Source organism: Roseibium sp. AS2, assembly GCF_038900065.1.
GTDB lineage: Bacteria > Pseudomonadota > Alphaproteobacteria > Rhizobiales > Stappiaceae > Roseibium.
Genome location: NZ_JBBMQN010000010.1, coordinates 165,952 through 183,439 on the forward strand (window position 1 = coordinate 165,952; position 17,488 = coordinate 183,439).

Annotated in this window: 17 protein-coding genes; 6 read left to right on the forward strand and 11 right to left on the reverse strand. The window is 63.1% G+C overall.

From position 1 onward, the window contains the following. The first annotated feature begins 8 nt into the window (after positions 1–8). The 6 genes from WNZ15_RS24405 (at position 9) to WNZ15_RS24430 (ending at position 7,199) form a co-directional block, all read left to right on the forward strand. Complete coding sequence (locus tag WNZ15_RS24405) at positions 9–1,643, forward strand: (2,3-dihydroxybenzoyl)adenylate synthase (RefSeq protein ID WP_342895648.1); 1,635 nt, start codon at positions 9–11, stop codon at positions 1,641–1,643. Between the two features lie 9 nt (positions 1,644–1,652). After that, entirely contained in the window at positions 1,653–2,519 is an 867-nt protein-coding gene (locus WNZ15_RS24410; RefSeq protein WP_342895649.1) for an isochorismatase family protein, read from the forward strand. Between the two features lie 19 nt (positions 2,520–2,538). Beyond that, complete coding sequence (dhbA, locus tag WNZ15_RS24415; protein WP_342895650.1) at positions 2,539–3,294, forward strand: 2,3-dihydro-2,3-dihydroxybenzoate dehydrogenase; 756 nt, start codon at positions 2,539–2,541, stop codon at positions 3,292–3,294. Positions 3,295–3,663: 369 nt separating this feature from the next. Beyond that, positions 3,664–4,707, forward strand: coding sequence for a methyltransferase (locus WNZ15_RS24420; protein ID WP_342895651.1), 1,044 nt, complete (start codon positions 3,664–3,666; stop codon positions 4,705–4,707). A 104-nt stretch (positions 4,708–4,811) separates the two neighbouring features. Beyond that, on the forward strand, positions 4,812–5,909 hold the full coding sequence (locus WNZ15_RS24425; protein ID WP_342895652.1) for a carboxynorspermidine decarboxylase: 1,098 nt from the start codon (positions 4,812–4,814) through the stop codon (positions 5,907–5,909). Positions 5,910–5,960: 51 nt separating this feature from the next. Continuing rightward, positions 5,961–7,199 (forward strand): saccharopine dehydrogenase family protein, encoded by a 1,239-nt coding sequence (locus tag WNZ15_RS24430; protein ID WP_342895653.1) that lies wholly within the window; start codon positions 5,961–5,963, stop codon positions 7,197–7,199. 89 nt (positions 7,200–7,288) lie between these two features. On the opposite strand, the gene hpxZ is transcribed toward WNZ15_RS24430, so the two are convergent. The 11 genes from hpxZ to WNZ15_RS24485 form a co-directional block, all read right to left on the reverse strand. After that, positions 7,289–7,675 (reverse strand): oxalurate catabolism protein HpxZ, encoded by a 387-nt coding sequence (gene hpxZ / locus WNZ15_RS24435; protein ID WP_342895654.1) that lies wholly within the window; start codon positions 7,673–7,675, stop codon positions 7,289–7,291. After that, on the reverse strand, positions 7,675–8,445 hold the full coding sequence (locus WNZ15_RS24440; RefSeq protein ID WP_342895655.1) for a 5-formyltetrahydrofolate cyclo-ligase: 771 nt from the start codon (positions 8,443–8,445) through the stop codon (positions 7,675–7,677). Before WNZ15_RS24440 ends, hpxZ begins: the two co-directional genes overlap by 1 nt. A gap of 11 nt (positions 8,446–8,456) precedes the next feature. Then, positions 8,457–9,866, reverse strand: a complete 1,410-nt coding sequence (locus WNZ15_RS24445; RefSeq protein WP_342895656.1) for an AtzE family amidohydrolase — start codon at positions 9,864–9,866, stop codon at positions 8,457–8,459. Beyond that, positions 9,863–10,048 (reverse strand): DUF4089 domain-containing protein, encoded by a 186-nt coding sequence (locus tag WNZ15_RS24450; RefSeq protein WP_342895657.1) that lies wholly within the window; start codon positions 10,046–10,048, stop codon positions 9,863–9,865. Before WNZ15_RS24450 ends, WNZ15_RS24445 begins: the two co-directional genes overlap by 4 nt. Beyond that, entirely contained in the window at positions 10,045–10,725 is a 681-nt protein-coding gene (locus WNZ15_RS24455; RefSeq protein WP_342895658.1) for a cysteine hydrolase, read from the reverse strand. The genes WNZ15_RS24450 and WNZ15_RS24455 overlap by 4 nt, the downstream gene beginning before the upstream one ends. Next, the gene (locus tag WNZ15_RS24460) at positions 10,725–12,266 is read right to left on the reverse strand and encodes an ABC transporter ATP-binding protein (protein WP_342895659.1); all 1,542 of its coding nucleotides are present in this window, start codon (positions 12,264–12,266) and stop codon (positions 10,725–10,727) included. The genes WNZ15_RS24455 and WNZ15_RS24460 overlap by 1 nt, the downstream gene beginning before the upstream one ends. Continuing rightward, positions 12,263–13,000 carry an isochorismatase family cysteine hydrolase gene (locus WNZ15_RS24465; RefSeq protein ID WP_342895660.1) on the reverse strand — a complete coding sequence of 246 codons (738 nt, stop codon included), beginning with the start codon at positions 12,998–13,000 and terminating at the stop codon, positions 12,263–12,265. The genes WNZ15_RS24460 and WNZ15_RS24465 overlap by 4 nt, the downstream gene beginning before the upstream one ends. A gap of 5 nt (positions 13,001–13,005) precedes the next feature. Further along, positions 13,006–14,025, reverse strand: coding sequence for a formamidase (locus WNZ15_RS24470; protein WP_342895661.1), 1,020 nt, complete (start codon positions 14,023–14,025; stop codon positions 13,006–13,008). Between the two features lie 11 nt (positions 14,026–14,036). After that, complete coding sequence (locus WNZ15_RS24475) at positions 14,037–14,960, reverse strand: ABC transporter permease (protein WP_342895662.1); 924 nt, start codon at positions 14,958–14,960, stop codon at positions 14,037–14,039. Continuing rightward, complete coding sequence (locus WNZ15_RS24480; protein WP_342895663.1) at positions 14,957–16,072, reverse strand: ABC transporter permease; 1,116 nt, start codon at positions 16,070–16,072, stop codon at positions 14,957–14,959. Before WNZ15_RS24480 ends, WNZ15_RS24475 begins: the two co-directional genes overlap by 4 nt. A 121-nt stretch (positions 16,073–16,193) precedes the next feature. After that, positions 16,194–17,306 carry a BMP family ABC transporter substrate-binding protein gene (locus tag WNZ15_RS24485; RefSeq protein ID WP_342895664.1) on the reverse strand — a complete coding sequence of 371 codons (1,113 nt, stop codon included), beginning with the start codon at positions 17,304–17,306 and terminating at the stop codon, positions 16,194–16,196. Between the last annotated feature and the right edge of the window lie 182 nt (positions 17,307–17,488).

A 17,488-nucleotide genomic window follows, 5' to 3' on the forward strand; every position in this document is an offset into this window, starting at 1 on the left:
TTATTCCAATGAACGTAGATTTTCAGCGCTGGCCGGACGATCTGGCCCAGCGGTACCGCAAGCACGGCTACTGGATCGACCGGCCGCTTACCCGGATTCTGGACCATCAGCAGCAGGCCCGGCCGTCGGCGTCGGCCGTGATCTGCGGTGAGCGAACCTTCACTTATGAGCGGCTCGACCAACTTTCCACAAACCTGGCCGCGAGACTCGCTTCCCGGGGGTTCGGACCCGGAGACACCGCGCTCGTGCAACTGCCGAACCTCGCCGAATTCTACATCGTCTTCTTCGCCCTTCTGAAGGTCGGCGTGGCACCGGTGAACGCGCTTTACAGTCACCGCCGGCACGAGATGACGGCCTATGCAAAACAGATCAGGCCGAAGCTTCTGATCGCCGGCCGCCAGCACGAATTGTTTGCGACCGACGACTTCATCAGGGACCTGCGCGACATGCAGGAAGAACCGCTCGCGGTTCTTCTCCTTGGAGAAGACGCGCCCGGGTCAAGCCTGTCGCACTGGATAGAAACCACACAGGACGAGGCTGCCCCGGATTTCGGGCCGACGGACCCCGGTGACGTCGCCTTCTTCCAGCTCTCCGGCGGCAGCACAGGAACGCCGAAACTCATCCCCCGCACCCACAACGACTACGACTACAGCGTGCGTGCCAGTGCGGAAATCTGTAAGCTGACGCCCGGGACGCGCTTTCTCTGCGCACTGCCGGCGGCGCATAACTTCCCGCTCAGTTCCCCCGGTGCCCTCGGCGTTTTCCACGCGGGTGGCTGCATGGTCCTGGCACCGAACCCGGAACCGCTTGCCTGCTTCGAGCTTGTTCGCAAGCATGGCGTGACAATGACCGGCCTTGTGCCGTCGGCCGTCAATCTCTGGCTCCAGGCCGCCCCCGACCACCGCAGCGCTCTCGCCAGTCTGAAGCTCCTTCAGGTGGGTGGGGCGCATTTTCCCGAATCTCATGCCCGCATGGTTCCCAGGATCCTCGGCTGCAAGCTCCAGCAGGTGTTCGGCATGGCAGAAGGGCTGGTCAACTACACCCGCCTCGACGATCCGGACGAACTCGTCTTCACGACGCAGGGACGCCCGATCAGCCCAGACGATGAAATCAGGATCGTCGATGAGGACGGCCGGCCGGTTCCCGACGGCGAGACGGGCAGGCTCGCGACAAGAGGCCCCTACACGTTCCGCGGATATTACCGGAGCCCCGACCACAATGCCGAGGTCTTCGACGACGAGGGTTTCTATTATTCCGGCGACCTGGTGTCCCGCTCGAACGGGACCTATCTGAGCGTGGTCGGTCGCGTGAAAGACCAGATCAACCGGGGCGGCGAGAAGATTGCCGCCGAAGAGGTTGAAAGCCTGCTGCTGCTTCACCCGGACGTGCGGGAAGCCGCGCTGGTCGCCATCCAGGACCCGATGCTCGGCGAAAAGAGCTGCGCGGTCATTGTCTCGCAGAACTCCTGTATCAAGCCGCTCGCTCTCCGGCGGCATCTGATGTCGCTCGGCATCGCCGAATACAAGCTGCCGGACCGGTTCAGTTTTGCGGACGCCATTCCCCTCACCGCCTTCGGCAAACCCGACAAGAAAAAGCTGCGTGCCGAGCTCGCACTGAAATTCACACCCGCCTTAACCCAGTAAAGGTGTTTCATGACCATTCCGACAATCTCCGACTATCCGATGCCGCGGGAGTTTCCCGACAACAAGACCTCCTGGAAACCGGATGCCGCGCGCGCCGTTCTGCTCATCCACGACATGCAGGACTATTTTCTGCGCTTTTATGGCGAGGACGGCGATCTTCGCCGGAAGCTGATTTCGAACCTGCAACGCGCCCGCTCCTGGGCGGATGAAAACAGCGTTCCGGTATTCTATACCGCCCAACCGCACGATCAGGCACCGGAAGACCGGGCGCTCCTCAACGACATGTGGGGACCTGGCCTGACCGTGGCCGATCCGGCGCTGCAAAAGGTGGTCAAGGGTCTTGAACCCGGCGAGAACGACGTGGTGCTGACCAAATGGCGCTACAGCGCGTTTCAGCGGTCCGACCTCAAGGAGCGCATGGCAGCGCTCGGCCGGGACCAGCTCGTCGTCGGAGGCATCTATGCGCATATCGGCTGCCTGATGACTGTCACGGACGCCTTCATGAATGACATTCAGGCTTTCATGATTTCCGACGCGGTCGCGGATTTTTCGGCGGCCGAGCATCAGATGGCCCTGAAATACGTCGCCACCCGCTGTGGCGCGGTCATCGACACGGACGGCCTGACGGGGGAAGCCGCGGCAGCACGGCCGACCAGGGACTGGCTGCAAAGCCGCGTTCTGGAGCTCATCGAGGACGATTCGGACCTCGATCCGGAAGAAAACCTGATCTTCTATGGTCTGGATTCGATCCAGGTGATGAAGCTCGCCAGCGAACTGAAGGAACGCGGTGTTGTCGTCGGCTTCGACGAACTGGCACGGGTCCCGACCTTGAACGGCTGGTGGTCCCTGATCGAGAGCAAGTCCCTTGCAGCCTGACGGAACAGGACAAGCGCCCATGTCCAATCCCCTGTTCGCCGGCAAACGCGTTCTCGTGACGGGGGCGGCCAGCGGAATAGGCCGCCGCATCGCAGAACGCTTTTGCGAATCCGGCGCGCAGGTGACAGGGCTTGACCGGCAAACAGGCGCAACCGGCCTGCCGTTCCCCGTCATCAAGGTCGACCTGGCCGACCCCGGACAGGTTGCAGACGTCTGCAACAGCCTCAAGGCCGAGCTCGACCGGCTGGATATCCTGGTCAACGCGGCAGGTGTTCTGAGGACCGGACCGGCCGAGGACCTGAGCCCCGAGGACTGGCAGGCCTGCTTTGACGTCAACGCCAGTGGCCCGTTCTATCTGCTCCGGCACTGGATACCGGTGTTCAAGGCGCAGCGCAGCGGTGCGATCGTGAATATCGCCTCGAACGCGGCGCATGCGCCCCGAACCGGCATGACCGCCTATTGCGCGTCAAAGGCGGCGATGGCGAGCCTCAGCCACTGTATCGGGTTGGAACTCGCCCCGTTCGGCGTTCGCTGCAACATCGTCTCGCCGGGTTCGACGGACACTCCGATGCTCAGTGATATGGTTGGGGGCCCCGCCGGGTACCAGCGGCTGATCTCGGGCCTGCCCGACCAGTTCAAGCTCGGCATCCCCCTCGGCAAGATCGCAAACACCGACGACATCGCCGAAACGGCGCTTTTTCTGGCGTCCGACCTGGCAGGGCACATCACCCTTCAGGACATCGTGGTCGACGGAGGCGCGACCCTTGGAGCCTAGGCGTGTTTCGATTCATTCGTTTTGGGCAAAGGCTCCGGAGCCTCGTTACAGGCCCGAAACGGATATCTACTGTGGACACGGGGCGGATGATTTTTCCATTCGTATTGGACAACCGAGCGAGAGAAGAGCTCGGTTTCAATCTCTTCGGGACACCCCGGATCAATGCCTGAAGCCTGTCCCGCACGGCACTCCGGGAATTCGACAGGGATGTGTCGGAGGACGCGCTGCGCGGCCGGAGGATTTCCCTCCGGAGAAGTGCCAGCAGGATTTCGTCCCGACACTCGGTCTGCGTGAAAACCACCCCTGCGATATGCAGGCCTTGGAATTTCGACATTTCAGACATCTATTCAGACAGAAGGAACGGCTAACATGAACTCATCCGCAGAAGCGCCGCAAGTACAGCCGGAGGGCGCCCCGCCGTTGAAGCTGATGGCCCAGATCACCGCCTATCGAACTTCCCAGTGTATACGGGCTCTGGTCGAACTCGGCATTCCCGCCCTTTTGGCCCAAGATGCCTGGTCTGTGGAAGACCTCGCGGCGAAAACCGGGTCGCGGGCCGCTCTGCTCGACCGGCTCCTCACCCATCTCGTCAACATGGATGTTATCGGCAAGGACGATCAGGAGCGGTATGTCGGCTTGCCCGTCACGCGCTATCTCATGCCCGGTCACCAGAAAAGCCTGTCCAATTGGATTGCCTGCGAACTCGACCCGCTGCTGTGGCGCTCGTGGGAGAGGTTGACGGACCAGCTTCGATCCGGAACGACGGCCTTCGATCTGGCCCATGGTTCCGCCTTCTTCGAGTGGCACGCTCGGGACAGCGCGGCGCAGAAGCGTTTCGACGATCAGATGCACGAAGCGTCGCAGGGAATCGGCGCCGTCGTCGTCCGGAGCATGCACTTCGAGCCGGGCACGAAAATCACGGATGTCGGTGGGGGCAACGGTTCGTTTCTGGCCCAGACACTGGAGAAAAACCCCGGGACCGAAGGGACACTGTTTGAACTGCCTCGCGCCGTCGAGTCTTACGATCCCCTTTTTGAGAACATGCGGCACGAGAAGCGCGCAACCGTTGTCACAGGGTCATTTTTCGAAAGCGTTCCCGGTGGCGCTGAGGTCTACCTGTTCAGCCGCGTCTTCCATGACTTCAACGATCATGCTGCTACGACGATTCTGCAGAATACCAGGCGGGCCCTTACGGGCGGCGAGCGGCTATTCCTGATCGAAATAATGACCGATGCGGTCGAAATCGGCGCCTGGGGCTCTTCGCAGGACATGTTCATGCTGACCCAGCTTGGCGGTCGGGAGCGGTCCGCAGAAGAATTCTCGCAGCTTCTTGCCCAAACAGGCTTTGAAACGCTATCAGTCACGCCGACGGCCAGCCCGGTGCGCATACTGGAATTCCGCGCGGCCGATTGATTTCGGCGTTCAGGCCTGTTTGAAGTCTGGGTGTGTCCGGTCACTTTTTCAGATGCGGCCCCGGTCCTGCGACGGGCCGCATTCAACAACGGCGTTAGGCATAGATGCTACAGACCCCTTACTACCTGATCGACAAGGCGGGCCTGCTCCGCAATCTGGAGAAGGTCGCCTATGTGCGGGACCGCTCGGGCGCCAGGGCACTGCTGGCGCTTAAGTGCTTCGCAACCTGGTGCGTGTTCGATTTCATGCGCGATTACATGGACGGAACCACGTCGTCGTCCCTGAACGAGGTCCGCCTCGGCCACGAGCGCTTCGGCAAGGAGACCCATGCCTATTCGGTCGCCTATGCCGATTACGAAATCGATGACGTGATCTCCCATGCGGACAAGATCATCTTCAACTCGATCAGTCAGCTCGAGCGATTTGCCGGCAAGTCCGCGGGCATCGTGCGCGGCCTGCGCCTCAATCCTCAGGTCAGTTCGTCCAGCTTCGATCTGGCCGACCCCGCCCGGCCGTTCTCGCGCCTTGGCGAGTGGGACCCGGCAAAGGTGGAAAAGGTCATGGACCGGATCAGCGGCTTCATGATCCACAACAACTGCGAGAACAGCGATTTTTCCCTGTTCGACCGGATGCTCGGCGACATCGAAACCAGGTTCGGCGACCTGTTGAAACAGGCGGAGTGGGTCAGTCTCGGCGGCGGCATCCACTTCACCGGTGAGAACTATCCGCTCGATCTGTTTGCCGACCGGCTGAAAGCGTTTTCTCAAAAATATGGCGTCCAGGTTTACCTGGAGCCGGGAGAAGCCGCGATCACCAACTCCACCACGCTGGAGACAACCGTGCTGGACACGCTGTTCAACGGCAAGAACCTGGCGGTTGTCGATGCGTCCATCGAAGCGCATATGCTGGATCTGCTGATCTACCGCGAAAGCGCCAAGGTGGAACCGGACGCGGGCGATCATGCCTACATGATCTGCGGCAAGTCCTGTCTTGCCGGGGATATTTTCGGGGAATTCCGCTTCCCCGAAAAGCTCCGCACCGGTGACCGTGTGTCCATTCAGGATGCGGCCGGTTATACGATGGTCAAGAAGAACTGGTTTAACGGCGTGAAAATGCCGGCCATCGCCGTGAAGGACCTGGATGGATCGATCACGTCCGTTCGCGAATTCACCTACCGGGATTACGAGCAGAGCCTGTCCTGAGATCTGGCTCGAAAATTCTCCCTTCATGTTTCAAGGAAGGCACGGGATCCAATGAAAAAGAATGTTCTCATCATCGGCGCCGGCGGCGTCGCCCAGGTGGTGGCGCACAAATGCGCGCAGAACAACGATGTTCTCGGCGATATTCACATCGCGTCGCGCACCAAATCCAAATGCGACGCCATCATCAAGACAGTCCATGAGAAAGCCGCGCTGAAACAGCCCGGTGTCCTTGAAGGGCATGAGCTGAACGCGCTCGACATCGACGCCACCGCGGACCTGATCCGCAGGACCGGCTCCCGGATCGTCATCAATGTGGGCACCGCCTTCCTGAACATGTCGGTGCTCAGCGCCTGCCTCAAGACCGGTGTGGCCTATATCGACACGGCGATCCACGAAGAGCCGGGCAAGATCTGCGAAACGCCGCCCTGGTACGCGAACTATGAATGGAAGCGCGCCGCCGAGTGCGAGAAGGCCGGTGTAACCGCCATTCTCGGAGCCGGCTTCGACCCGGGCGTCGTCAACGCCTATGCCCGCCTTGCCAAGGACGACTATCTCGACAAGGTCACCGAGGTCGACATCGTCGACATCAATGCGGGCAGCCACCAGCAGTATTTTGCCACCAATTTCGATCCGGAGATCAACTTCCGCGAATTCACAGGCACTGTCTATTCCTGGCAGAAGGGGGAATGGCAGGAAAACAGCATGTTCGAGATCGGCAAGGAATACGACTTGCCCGTCGTCGGCAAGAGCATGGCCTATCTTTGCGGCCACGACGAGGTTCATTCCCTGTCGAAGAACATGGACGGCGCGGATGTGCGTTTCTGGATGGGTTTCGGAGAACACTATATCAACGTCTTCACCGTCCTGAAGAACATTGGCCTCCTGTCGGAAAAGCCGGTCACAACGGCGGAAGGACTGGAAGTGGTGCCGCTGAAGGTGGTCAAGGCCTGCCTGCCGGATCCGTCCTCGCTGGCGCCCGAATACACCGGCAAGACCTGCATCGGCGACTTCGTCAAGGGCATCAAGGACGGCAAGGACCACGAGGTGTTCATCTACAACGTGGCCGATCACAAGGAAGCCTACGAGGAAGTCGGCAGCCAGGGCATCTCCTATACGGCGGGCGTGCCGCCGGTCGCCGCAGCCATGCTGGTCGCCACCGGCGAGTGGGACGTGAACAAGATGGCCAACGTGGAAGAACTGCCGCCGCATCCGTTCCTCGGTATCCTCAACCGGATCGGCCTGCCGACTCGCATCAGGGACGCCGACGGCGACCGGGCGATCACGTTTTAAGACCCTGGTCTGTCCGTCGGACAACTCAAGGCTCCTCCGGCAAAGGGCACCAAAAAAACCGGCGGCACGGGAGACGCCCGCGCCGCCGGTCAGCCGCGGTCGTCAATCACGCTGACATGGGCCGCCGCGACTTGCCATCCGGAATCCGTCCTGATCCAGGTCTGCATCTGGCGGCCGACCTTGCCGGGGGCGCTATCGCGGTAAAACAGTGTCGAGGCCGTCGCGAAGGTGGTGCCATAGGTGGTGATCACCGTCCTGGCCAGCCTCCGCTGAAGATTGCCGCCCTCCCTGGCGGAGCGGAAGGCGGCGATGTCTGCGAAGCCGTAGAGGTTTTCGCCGCCACCATAGCGGATCGTGGTCGGCGCGTTCAGGAACAGCCGGTCCAGCGTCTCGACATCGTTGCTCACCAGTGCCGTTTCATACGCCTTGAAAACGGCTTCGACCTCTGCCTTCACCGCCGCGATATTGATCTCCATCAGTCCTGGTTTCCTTCGGTTTCCATGCGCGCGCGCAATGTCTTCAGGAACGGAATGTCCCGGTACTGGTCCGGCTGCACCTCGTCCCAGGCAACACCGCGCGGCTGCGCGAAGGACGTTCCGGTCTCGATCAGATCCGTCTCGGTGGCAATGGCGTGCAGCGCGCTGTCGTGGCCCATCATCACCAGCCGGTCATTGTCGACCACCTGCGAGGAATGCACGGTGGTGGTGATCGGCGTGTCCGGCTTCAGTTTCTCAAGTTCGCGAAAGATGCCGAGTTCCAGATCTGCGAAGCCACCGCCCTTTCCCGTGCGTGCGCCCAGCCGGCTGACCGCAACGCAGCCGACCACGACGAAGTCCAGCAGTTCCATGTCCTCGAACTCGACCGGCTCGCCATGTTCGACAAAGCCCTGCGAGGTCGCCGCCAGCTCGAACTGGATGCCTTTCTTCGCAAGCCTGTCCGGGTCCAGCCGCACGAAAGGAAACGGTTTCAGCAATTCCGGAACGGGCGCATACACGATCTTGCCCTCATAGAGCGCGCGCAGCCGGACCGGGATCTGCGGCGGGTCGGGATTGCATTTGACGATATTCGCCGCCCGCCATTGCGGCAGCCGGGCCAGGTTGCGCGCCGCCAGATCCGCGCCGGCGAAATTCGGGATGCAACTGAAGGCCGGCCCGATGCTGGTCCCGCTTTCCTTCAGGCCGGACCAGACCGCCTGCCGGATCCTGTCCTTGTCCTGGTTCCTGCCCGCCCAGCGCCCGTCTTCCATGACCATCTCCATCAGCTTGCAAGTTCCGCCGCCGGCGTAGCGACCGGCGCCTTGCAGATACCGTCCCGTTCCAGCCGGTCGGCAATCCTGAGTGCGATATCCTCCCGCCAGGCCGGCGCGATCACCTGGACGCCGATCGGAAGCGACGCCCCTTCAAGCCAGACCGGCACGGCGACCACCGGCAGGCCGATGAAGGAAATCGGCTGCGTGAACAGTCCGATGTTCGGCCGCGCCGGCATGGTTTCCCCGTCGAGCGTGATGGTCGTCGTGCCGGAGGCAAGCGCCGGAAACGGCGTTGCCGGTGCCAGGATGGCGTCGACGTGCTCGAAGATGCCGCGCATCATCGCCTGGAACCAGCTGCGGAAGCGCTGTGCCTGCTGCACCCAGACGGCCGGCACCATGGTGCCGGAGAGGAACCTGTCGCGCGTGTCCGGATCGAAGTCCTGCGGCCGGCTGGTGATCCGCTGCAGATGAAGGCTGGCGCCTTCCGCCACCGTGATCACATAGGCGGACGCACGCGCCCTCGCGGCCTCGGGAATGTCGATCTCGGCCGTGACCCCCAGCGCAGCGGCGACAGCGTCAACGGCGGCTAGGGCTTCCGGTTCGGCCTTCTGCCTGAAATAGCCTCCGGCGACCGCAATCCGCAATCCGTCGGTCTGCCCTGCCAGTCCCTCGAGCGTTGCCAGAGGAGGCCGGTTCGCCTGGGCCGGATCGCCGGCGTCGCGTCCCTGCAGCGTGTCGAACACCAGCGCCAGATCCCTTGCCGAACGTGCCAGCGGGCCGAGATGATCGAGGCTGCCGACAAAGGGATAGGTGCCATGCCGCGACAGGCGACCATAGGTCGGCTTCAGCCCGAACAGGCCGCAGAAGGACGACGGCACCCGGATGGAGCCGTTGGTGTCGGAGCCCAGCGTGACCGGCACCATGCCGCTTGCCACCGCCGAGCCGGATCCGGAAGAGGAACCCCCACTCATCCGGCTTGGATCGTGCGGGTTGAGGCAGTTGCCGTCATGGGCGTTTTCGCCGGTGAAGTCATAGGCGTATTCGCCCATGTTCAGGCCGCCCACCAGAATGCCACCCGCCTTGCGCAGCTTTGCAACCAGTGTCGCATCGGCGGTCGCAGGAGCGTTTTCGAGATTGATCTTCGATCCGGCCCGCGTCACCACGCCCTTGATGTCGAACAGGTTCTTGACCGCGAAGGGCACCCCGGCGAGTGGCAGATCCGCGCCTCCGGCGACGGCCGCATCGACGCTTTCAGCGTCGGCCAGGGCCTGGTCGGCACTCACATCGGTGAACGCATTCAAGACCGGATTGAGCGTCTCGATCCGCGCCAGCGACGCCTGGACGACGTCGGCTGCCTTCAGCTCTCCCGATCCGACGGCGGCGGCGATCCCGGTCGCCGTTTCCGGAAGCGTGCTCATGCCTCGAACACCGGAGCGGCTTCGATATCGTCTGCAAGCGGGAACGACAGGACCAGTTCGGCGGCTTTCTGCGTCGCCGCCATATGGGCTTCGACGACCGGCCGCCAGTCGTCCTCGATGGTCAGCCCCATGACCTTTTCCATGTGGGCAACGTGGGATTTGGCGTCGAATTCGGTGCTCATGCCTGCTCCGGTTGGCGTTTGACGGATTGTTCGAATGTTGCCAGCGGCGTCGTCCAGCCGACGATGCCGCCCTGGGCGCGGATCATATCGAGCGTCGCCGCCTTGAACTCGGGAAAATAGCTTTCGGTCGCCTCCTCGATCAGAAGACATTCGTAGCCCCGGTCATTGGCTTCGCGCATTGTCGTCTGCACGCAGACCTCCGTGGTCACCCCGGCAAAGACGAGGCTTCTGACGCCGAGCCCTTGCAGGACAGCGCTCAGGTCGGTCGCATAAAAGGCGCCCTTGCCCGGCTTGTCGATGACAATCTCACCGGTAACGGGGGCGCACGCACTGATAATTTCCGCGCCGGGCGCGCCCCGGATCAGGATCCGACCCATCGGCCCGGTATCGCCGATCCGAAGCGCAGGGCTGCCCCGTTCGCGCTTGGCCGGCGGACAGTCGCTCAGGTCCGCCGCATGGGTTTCGCGCGTATGGATGACGGGCCAGCCGTTGGCCCGGAACAGCGCGAGCAGCCGCGCGGTCGGGGCAATGGCCCTCTGCATGTGGGAGATATCATTGCCCAGGGTCTCGCCGAACCCGCCCGGCTCGATGAAATCGCGTTGCATGTCGATGACGACAAGCGCCGTTGCGGCGGGGTCGAAAGTGAACGCGAAGGGAGCCGCATCAACGTTGATCATCAGGGATGTCCCGCCATGGCATGGCCGATCGTGGCCCGGTCCGTTTCCGGCATCGGCGCCTGGTAGGTGATCCTGCCTTCAGACATCACCGCCACCGTGTCGGCGAGTTCGAGGATCTCGTCCAGGTCTTCGGACACCAGCAGGATGGCGGCACCCTTGTTGCGCTGGTCCATGATCTGCGCCCGGATTTCGGCGACCGAGGCAAAGTCCAGCCCGAAACACGGATTGGCGACGATCAGGATATCGACTTCGCCGGAGAGTTCCCGCGCAAGGATCGCCCGCTGCACGTTGCCGCCGGACAGGTTCTCGATCGGCTCTTCCGTCGACGGTGTCTTGACCCGGTAGGCGGCAATCAGTTCGCGCGCGCGCTTGCGCATCGGCGGCGGCGACAGCCAGCCCCTGAACGGCGATATCGGCGTCTTGTCAAAGGTCCGGAACGCCATGTTTTCCGCAACGCTCATGCGCGGCACGGCGACGTTCTTCAGCGGTTCCTCGGAAAAACCGAACACCTTGAACCGGTCCATCTGACCCCGTTCCGGCTCATAGGGCTGCTTGTCGATGAAAATCCGCCCGTCGGTCGGCTGGCGCTGACCGGACAGGACCTCGATCAGCTCGGACTGGCCGTTGCCGGACACGCCGGCAATACCGAGGATCTCACCTGCGTGGATCTTCAGGCTGATCGCCTCGATGGCCGGCAGTTCACTATCGTCATCGGCGAACAGGCCGGCCAGTTCGAGCTTCAGGGTCTTGCCCGGCCGGGCGGCCCGTGCGGCACTCGCACGGATCTCCGTCTCGCCGATCATCATCCGGCTCATGTCCTGAACCGAGAGGTCCTGAACCCGTCCGCTGCCAACCACCTTTCCACGTCTGAGAACCGTGACGTCATCGGCATAGGCCGTCACTTCGCGGAACTTGTGGGTGATCATCAGGATGGTGAGTTCGCCCGTCTCGGTCATGCCGCGCAAAAGCCCGAGCACCTCGTCCGCCTCGTCCGGGGTCAGCACCGAGGTCGGCTCATCCAGGATCAGGAACCGCTGGTCGAGGTAGAGCTGCTTCAGGATCTCCAGCTTCTGCTTTTCCCCGGCGGAGAGACCCGAAACGGCGACATCCAGCGGCACCTTGAACGGCGTTGTCTCGAGAAAGGCATTGAGTGCCTTGCGTTCCCTCTTCCAGTCGATCACGGCCGGCGTGTCGGCGCGGGCAATGACAAGGTTTTCCGCCGCCGTCAGCGACGGCACCAGCGTGAAATGCTGATAGACCATGCCGATCCCCAGGGCATGCGCCGCCCGCGGGTTCGGAACGGCAACCTCTTTCTGGCCGACCAGCATCGTGCCGCTTGTCGGCTGGTAGAAGCCCATCATGCATTTGACCAGGGTGGACTTTCCCGCACCGTTCTCTCCGAGCAGCGCGTGGAAGGACCCGGGTGCCACCCGGATCGAGACGTCATCGAGCGCGGTCAGGCCTGCGAAGACCTTGGTCATACCAATGGTTTCGACACCGATGGACCGCAGCTCCGGTGCGGTTTTTTCCGCGGCACTCATCGTGCGGCCTCCCGCAAAACATCTTGCAATCCGGCCAGCAACGTCTCGCTGTCGGCGACCGCGCCGAAAACCCCGCCCTGCATGGTCACCATCTTCAGGGCCGCCTCGTGATTGCCCGTGTCGGTCGCCGCGCAGCAGTCCGACAGGATCAGGCATTCGAAACCGCGGTCGTTGGCCTCGCGCATGGTGGTGTGCACGCAGACATCGGTGGTGATGCCGGTCAGGATCAGGTTGTCGATACCCCGGGTCCTGAGCAGCAGTTCCAGGTCCGTCGCGCAGAAGGACCCCTTGCCCGGCTTGTCGATGATCGGTTCGCCCGCGACCGGAGCAAGTTCGGGAATGATTTCCCAGCCGGGTTCCCCCCTGACGAGGATCTTGCCACAAGGCCCCGGATCGCCGATCCCCGCCCCGATCTGGCGCGAGCGCCAGCGCTTGTTGGCGGGAAGGTCGGCGAGATCGGGCCGGTGCCCCTCCCGGGTATGGATGATGTGATAGCCCCCGGTCCGCATCGCGGCGAGCACCCGGCTGATCGGTTCGATCGGTGCCCGCGTCAGGCCGATGTCGTAGCCCATGCTGTCGACGTAACCGCCCTTGCCGCAAAAGTCGGTCTGCATGTCGATGATGATCAGTGCCGTGTTTTCCGGCCTGAGATCGCCGTTATAGGGCCAGGCATAGGGATCTGCGGCAACCTGCCCCCTGATCCCTTCAACACTCGGGGATTGCGCAAGTCTCATGCCGGTCACTCCGCCGCGTCGCTGAGGGTTTTTTCGCCGAACACCCGCACCGGCGCCTCGAAGCCGCAGGAGGTGCCGTCTGTGTGGACGACGTCGTCTTCCCAGGGAAGGCGGTATCGGCCCGCAGCCAGGTCCGTCATGTAGGTGTAGGGACAGTCCTGCGCCCCGCCCTTCACGGCCACATAGCCGCGATGGCCGAACTGGTAGATGTTGTTTTCCACGCCCCAGGTGATGCGCGCCTCGCGCACGAGGTCCGGGCGGACCTCGGCCGTGATGATCTCGTTGGGCCGGCCGCTTGTGCCATGGGCCAGGATGGTGCCGTCGAAATTGACGATCATGCCCTCGCCCATGCTGTCGAAGGTGCCGTCCGTGCCGCACATGCAGACATTGGCGGTCACCATGAGATTGCAGAAGGCGTTGGACTGGTTGGTGAATTTCCAGCTGTCGCGGATCGGGGCCGTGTAACCGGCCGTCCGGATCATGATTTCCGCCCCCTTGTAGGCGCATTCGCGGGCCATCTCCGGGAACATGCCGTCATGGCAGATGATCAGTGCAATCTTGCAGCCGTTCGGACCGTCGATCACCGGAATGCCCTGGTCGCCCGGCTCCCACGGCTCCACCGGAACCCAGGGATGCATCTTGCGGTAATAGAGCTTCAGCTCTCCGGTGTTGTCGATGATCAGCCCCGAGTTATAGGGCATGCCGCCGGTGTTCCGCTCCATGATCGAGAAGCAGCCCCAGATATCGTTGTCGACACAGGCCTGCTTGAAGGCGGCCACCTGCGGACCGTCGAGCGTGCACATGATGTCCGGATTGGTGTCCATCGACAGGCCGTGCAGGGCGTATTCCGGGAAGACGACCATGTCCATGCTCGGCATGTTGCGGCGTGCCTTGGCCACCATGTCGACGATCACCTGCGTCTGCTCGCCAAGGTCCGTCTGCGTCACCACGGTCGGCAGCTGCAGTTGCACCATGCCGAGGACCACGCCGTTCGGGGCTTTGTTCAGTCCGCCAAGTCCGCTCATGTCGTGGCTCCTTATTTGGTGATCGAGAGTTCGCCCGGCGCGCCCTTGAGGGAACGCCGGGGCGAGGTGCTCGCGATCATGATCAGAAGAGTGAGGATGTAGGGCGCCGCATTGAAGAAATGGTAGCCGCGCGAGATGCCGATGGACTGCAGCGCCGGGCCGAGCGCACCGGCCGCACCGAAGAGCAGCGCCGCCCAGAAACAGGCGAGCGGGTTCCACCTTGCGAAGATCACCAGCGCGACCGCCATCAGGCCCTGTCCGGACGACAGGCCTTCCGTCCAGCTGCCCGGATAATAGAGCGACAGGAACGACCCGCCGATGCCGGCGAAGAACCCGCCCGCCATGGTCGACAGCAGCCGGACCCTGTCGACATCGATGCCGAGCGCCAGGGCCGCCGGCGCGCTGTCGCCTGTCGTGCGGATCGTCAGGCCGTAGCGGGTATTCTTCAGCGCCCACCACAGGAACACCGCCAGCGCGATGCCCAGCAGGAACAACGGATTGATTTCAAGGGCCTGCCGCACGCCGGGATGATCGCTCCAGGCGCCGAAGGACAGCGAGGGCAGGCGCGGCGCGGACGGCTGGATGTAGGCCTTGCCGAAGAAGAAGGCGAGGCCGGTTCCGAACAGCATCAGGGCGATGCCGATGGCAATGTCGTTGACCTTCGGCAGCTTGCACAGGTAGCCGTGCAGCGCACCGAAGCCCGACCCGCAGATACCGGCGACCAGCACCCCGAGCCAGGGCGAGCCGGTGTGGTAGGAAATCGCGTAGCCGGACATGGCGCCGAACACCAGCGTGCCTTCCAGCCCCAGGTTGATGCGCCCCGATTTCTCGGTCAGCAATTCGCCGAGGCTGACGAACAGGAACGGGGTCGAGACCCGGATGGCTCCGGCGAACATCGCCAGCAGAACGGTCATGAGGCCGGGATCGTCACTCATCGGGTTCTGCTCCTCGGCTTGAAGATGGAAAACCGGCCGTAGAAGGTTTCCGACACCAGAATGACCAGGAACAACAAGCCCTGCAGCACCAGAACCGTGGCGTCCGGCAGGTCCATGCGCCGCTGGATCAGCCCGCCCGAGGCGGCGATTCCGCCGAGGAAGATCGCCACGGGCACGATCACCAGCGGATTGTGGCGCGCCAGGAACGAGACGAGGATTCCGGTGAACCCGTAGCCCGCGATCAGCGAGGCGTTGGCCTTGCCGTGAATGGCGGCAACCTCGAAGAAACCGGTGAGACCGGCACAGGCGCCGGCGAGCGCACAGGACACCACCACCAGCCGGCCGACCGGCAGGCCTTGCGCCTGTGCGGCCCTCAGGTTTCCGCCGGCGATCTGCGCGGCAAAGCCGAAGGTGGTCCGGTTCATCAGGAGATAGAGCAGGACGCACAGGACAACGCCGACCGGCAGCCCCCAATGCACATCCGTTCCGGGAATGGCGCCGATCATGTTGTCCGAGCCGATCGGCCGCGTTGACGGCTTGTTCGGGTCGGACGGATCGCGCAGAGCCCCCTCGACAAAGAAATTCAGGATCGAGACGGCGATGTAGAACATCAGCAGCGACGCGATCGTCTCGTTGACGCCGCGATAGTGACGCAACGCGCCGACGCAGCCGATCCAGAGCCCGCCAGCCACCATGGCCGCGAGCGCCATGACGCCCAGCAGGAGAAAGCCGGGCGCCCAGTCGATCATGGGAATCGCAATTGCGGCGGCGGCGAAGCCGCCGAGTACCAGCGCGCCCTCCCCGCCGATGATGACGAGCCCGAGCCGCGCCGGGATGGCCACGCACAGCGCCGTGAAAATGAGCGGCGCCGACCGCACCAGCGTGTTCTGCCAGGAAAAGCTGGTCCCGAAGCCGCCGCGCCAGACGAGCGACAGAAAGTCGACCGGAGACTTACCGAGCGCCAGCAGGAACAGGGAAAAAAGGCAGCCCGACACGATCAGCGCCAGGAGCGGAATGACCACATGTTCCGCCGAGCGCCCGATCCTGTCGAGAAGATCGGCCGTCAGGCTGGGTCGAACGGTGATGCCGGGCGTTTCCGTGGTATCTGCCATACCTTTTCCCTGATGATTGGGCGGCCGCCACGACATCTGCGGGCGGCTGCGCCGAGGCTTCGGCCACACCCGGGTCCGGTTCGCGAACAGGACATCGGGTGTGGCAGGCTTGCGCGTGGGCTCAGGTGATCGAGCCGACGACGCCTTCGATCAGGTAGTCGGTCTGATCGAGGGACGGTTCGTAGTTGTCGAGGCTGGCGCCCGCCGCCAGCAGCGGCGAACCGTCCTGCTTGTTGATCGGACCGACGAAGATCGGCTTGCCGGCCTTGACGTCCGCACGGGCCGCATCGGCGGCGGCGATCGCAGCTTCCGTGGCGCCGGCGCCATAGGGTGTGGAGCGGACGAAATCGACGTCGAAGCCGCCACCGGTGAAGTTCGGCAGCGGTTCGCCTTCGGCGAGGTCGGCGGCGAACATCTTGTAGATGGTCTCCCACTTGTATTCCGCCCCGGTGATGAAGCCGTTCGGCGCGAGCGGGGCCTGGGACGCATTGTGGCCGCAGCATTTGATACCGCGCGATTCGGCGGTTTCGATCACCACTTTCGGCCCGTCGACATGACAGGTGAGAACGTCGCATCCGGCATCGACCAGGGCGTTGGCCGCTTCGGCCTCGCGCACCGGCATCGACCATTCGCCGGTGAAAATGACCTGAACCGTGGCCTCCGGATTGACCTTGCGCGCGCCCAGCAGGAAGGAATTGATGTTGCGCAGGACCGTTCCGATCGGCTTGGCGGCGACGAAACCAAGCTTGTTGCTGGTCGTCGACAGCCCGGCGGCGACGCCATCCACGTAGTGCGCCTGATCGAGATAGCCGAAGTAGCTGCCCGCGTTCTTCGGATCCCCTTCGGTCCACAGCGGTGCGGCATGCCGGAACTCCACGTCCGGGTATTTCGCCGCCAGATCAAGCACGAACGGCTTGTAGTAGCCGAAGGACGTCGCGAAGATCAGATTGGCGCCATCCAGATTGATCATGGACTCCATGGATTTCTGGACCGCGATGGTCTCCGGCACGTTCTCTTCCTCGACGACCGTCACGCCGGGCACGTCCTTCAGGGCCGCTGCGGCGACGGCATGGGCCTGGTTCCAGCCGAAGTCGTCGCGCGGACCGACATAGACGATGCCGACCGTCAGGTCCGACGCATGCGCCAGACGCGGCAGACCGGCCGAGGACAGCGCGGCAAGGCCCGCTGCGGATGATTTCAGGATGGTGCGGCGTGAAATTTCGAATTTTGACATGACGTCCTCCGTATTCTGACAAAGCCATGCGACATCCGCCCGGCTCCGTCCTGCTTTTGCATAAAACGAGCAATCCCTGTGCCAACTCCCTGTGTTCCCGGATCAACAAACCGATCCGGGACAAAGCGTTGACGTTGCAGTAACTTTCTCTTTCCTTCCCGATCCCCGGGCTGTCGGCTCAA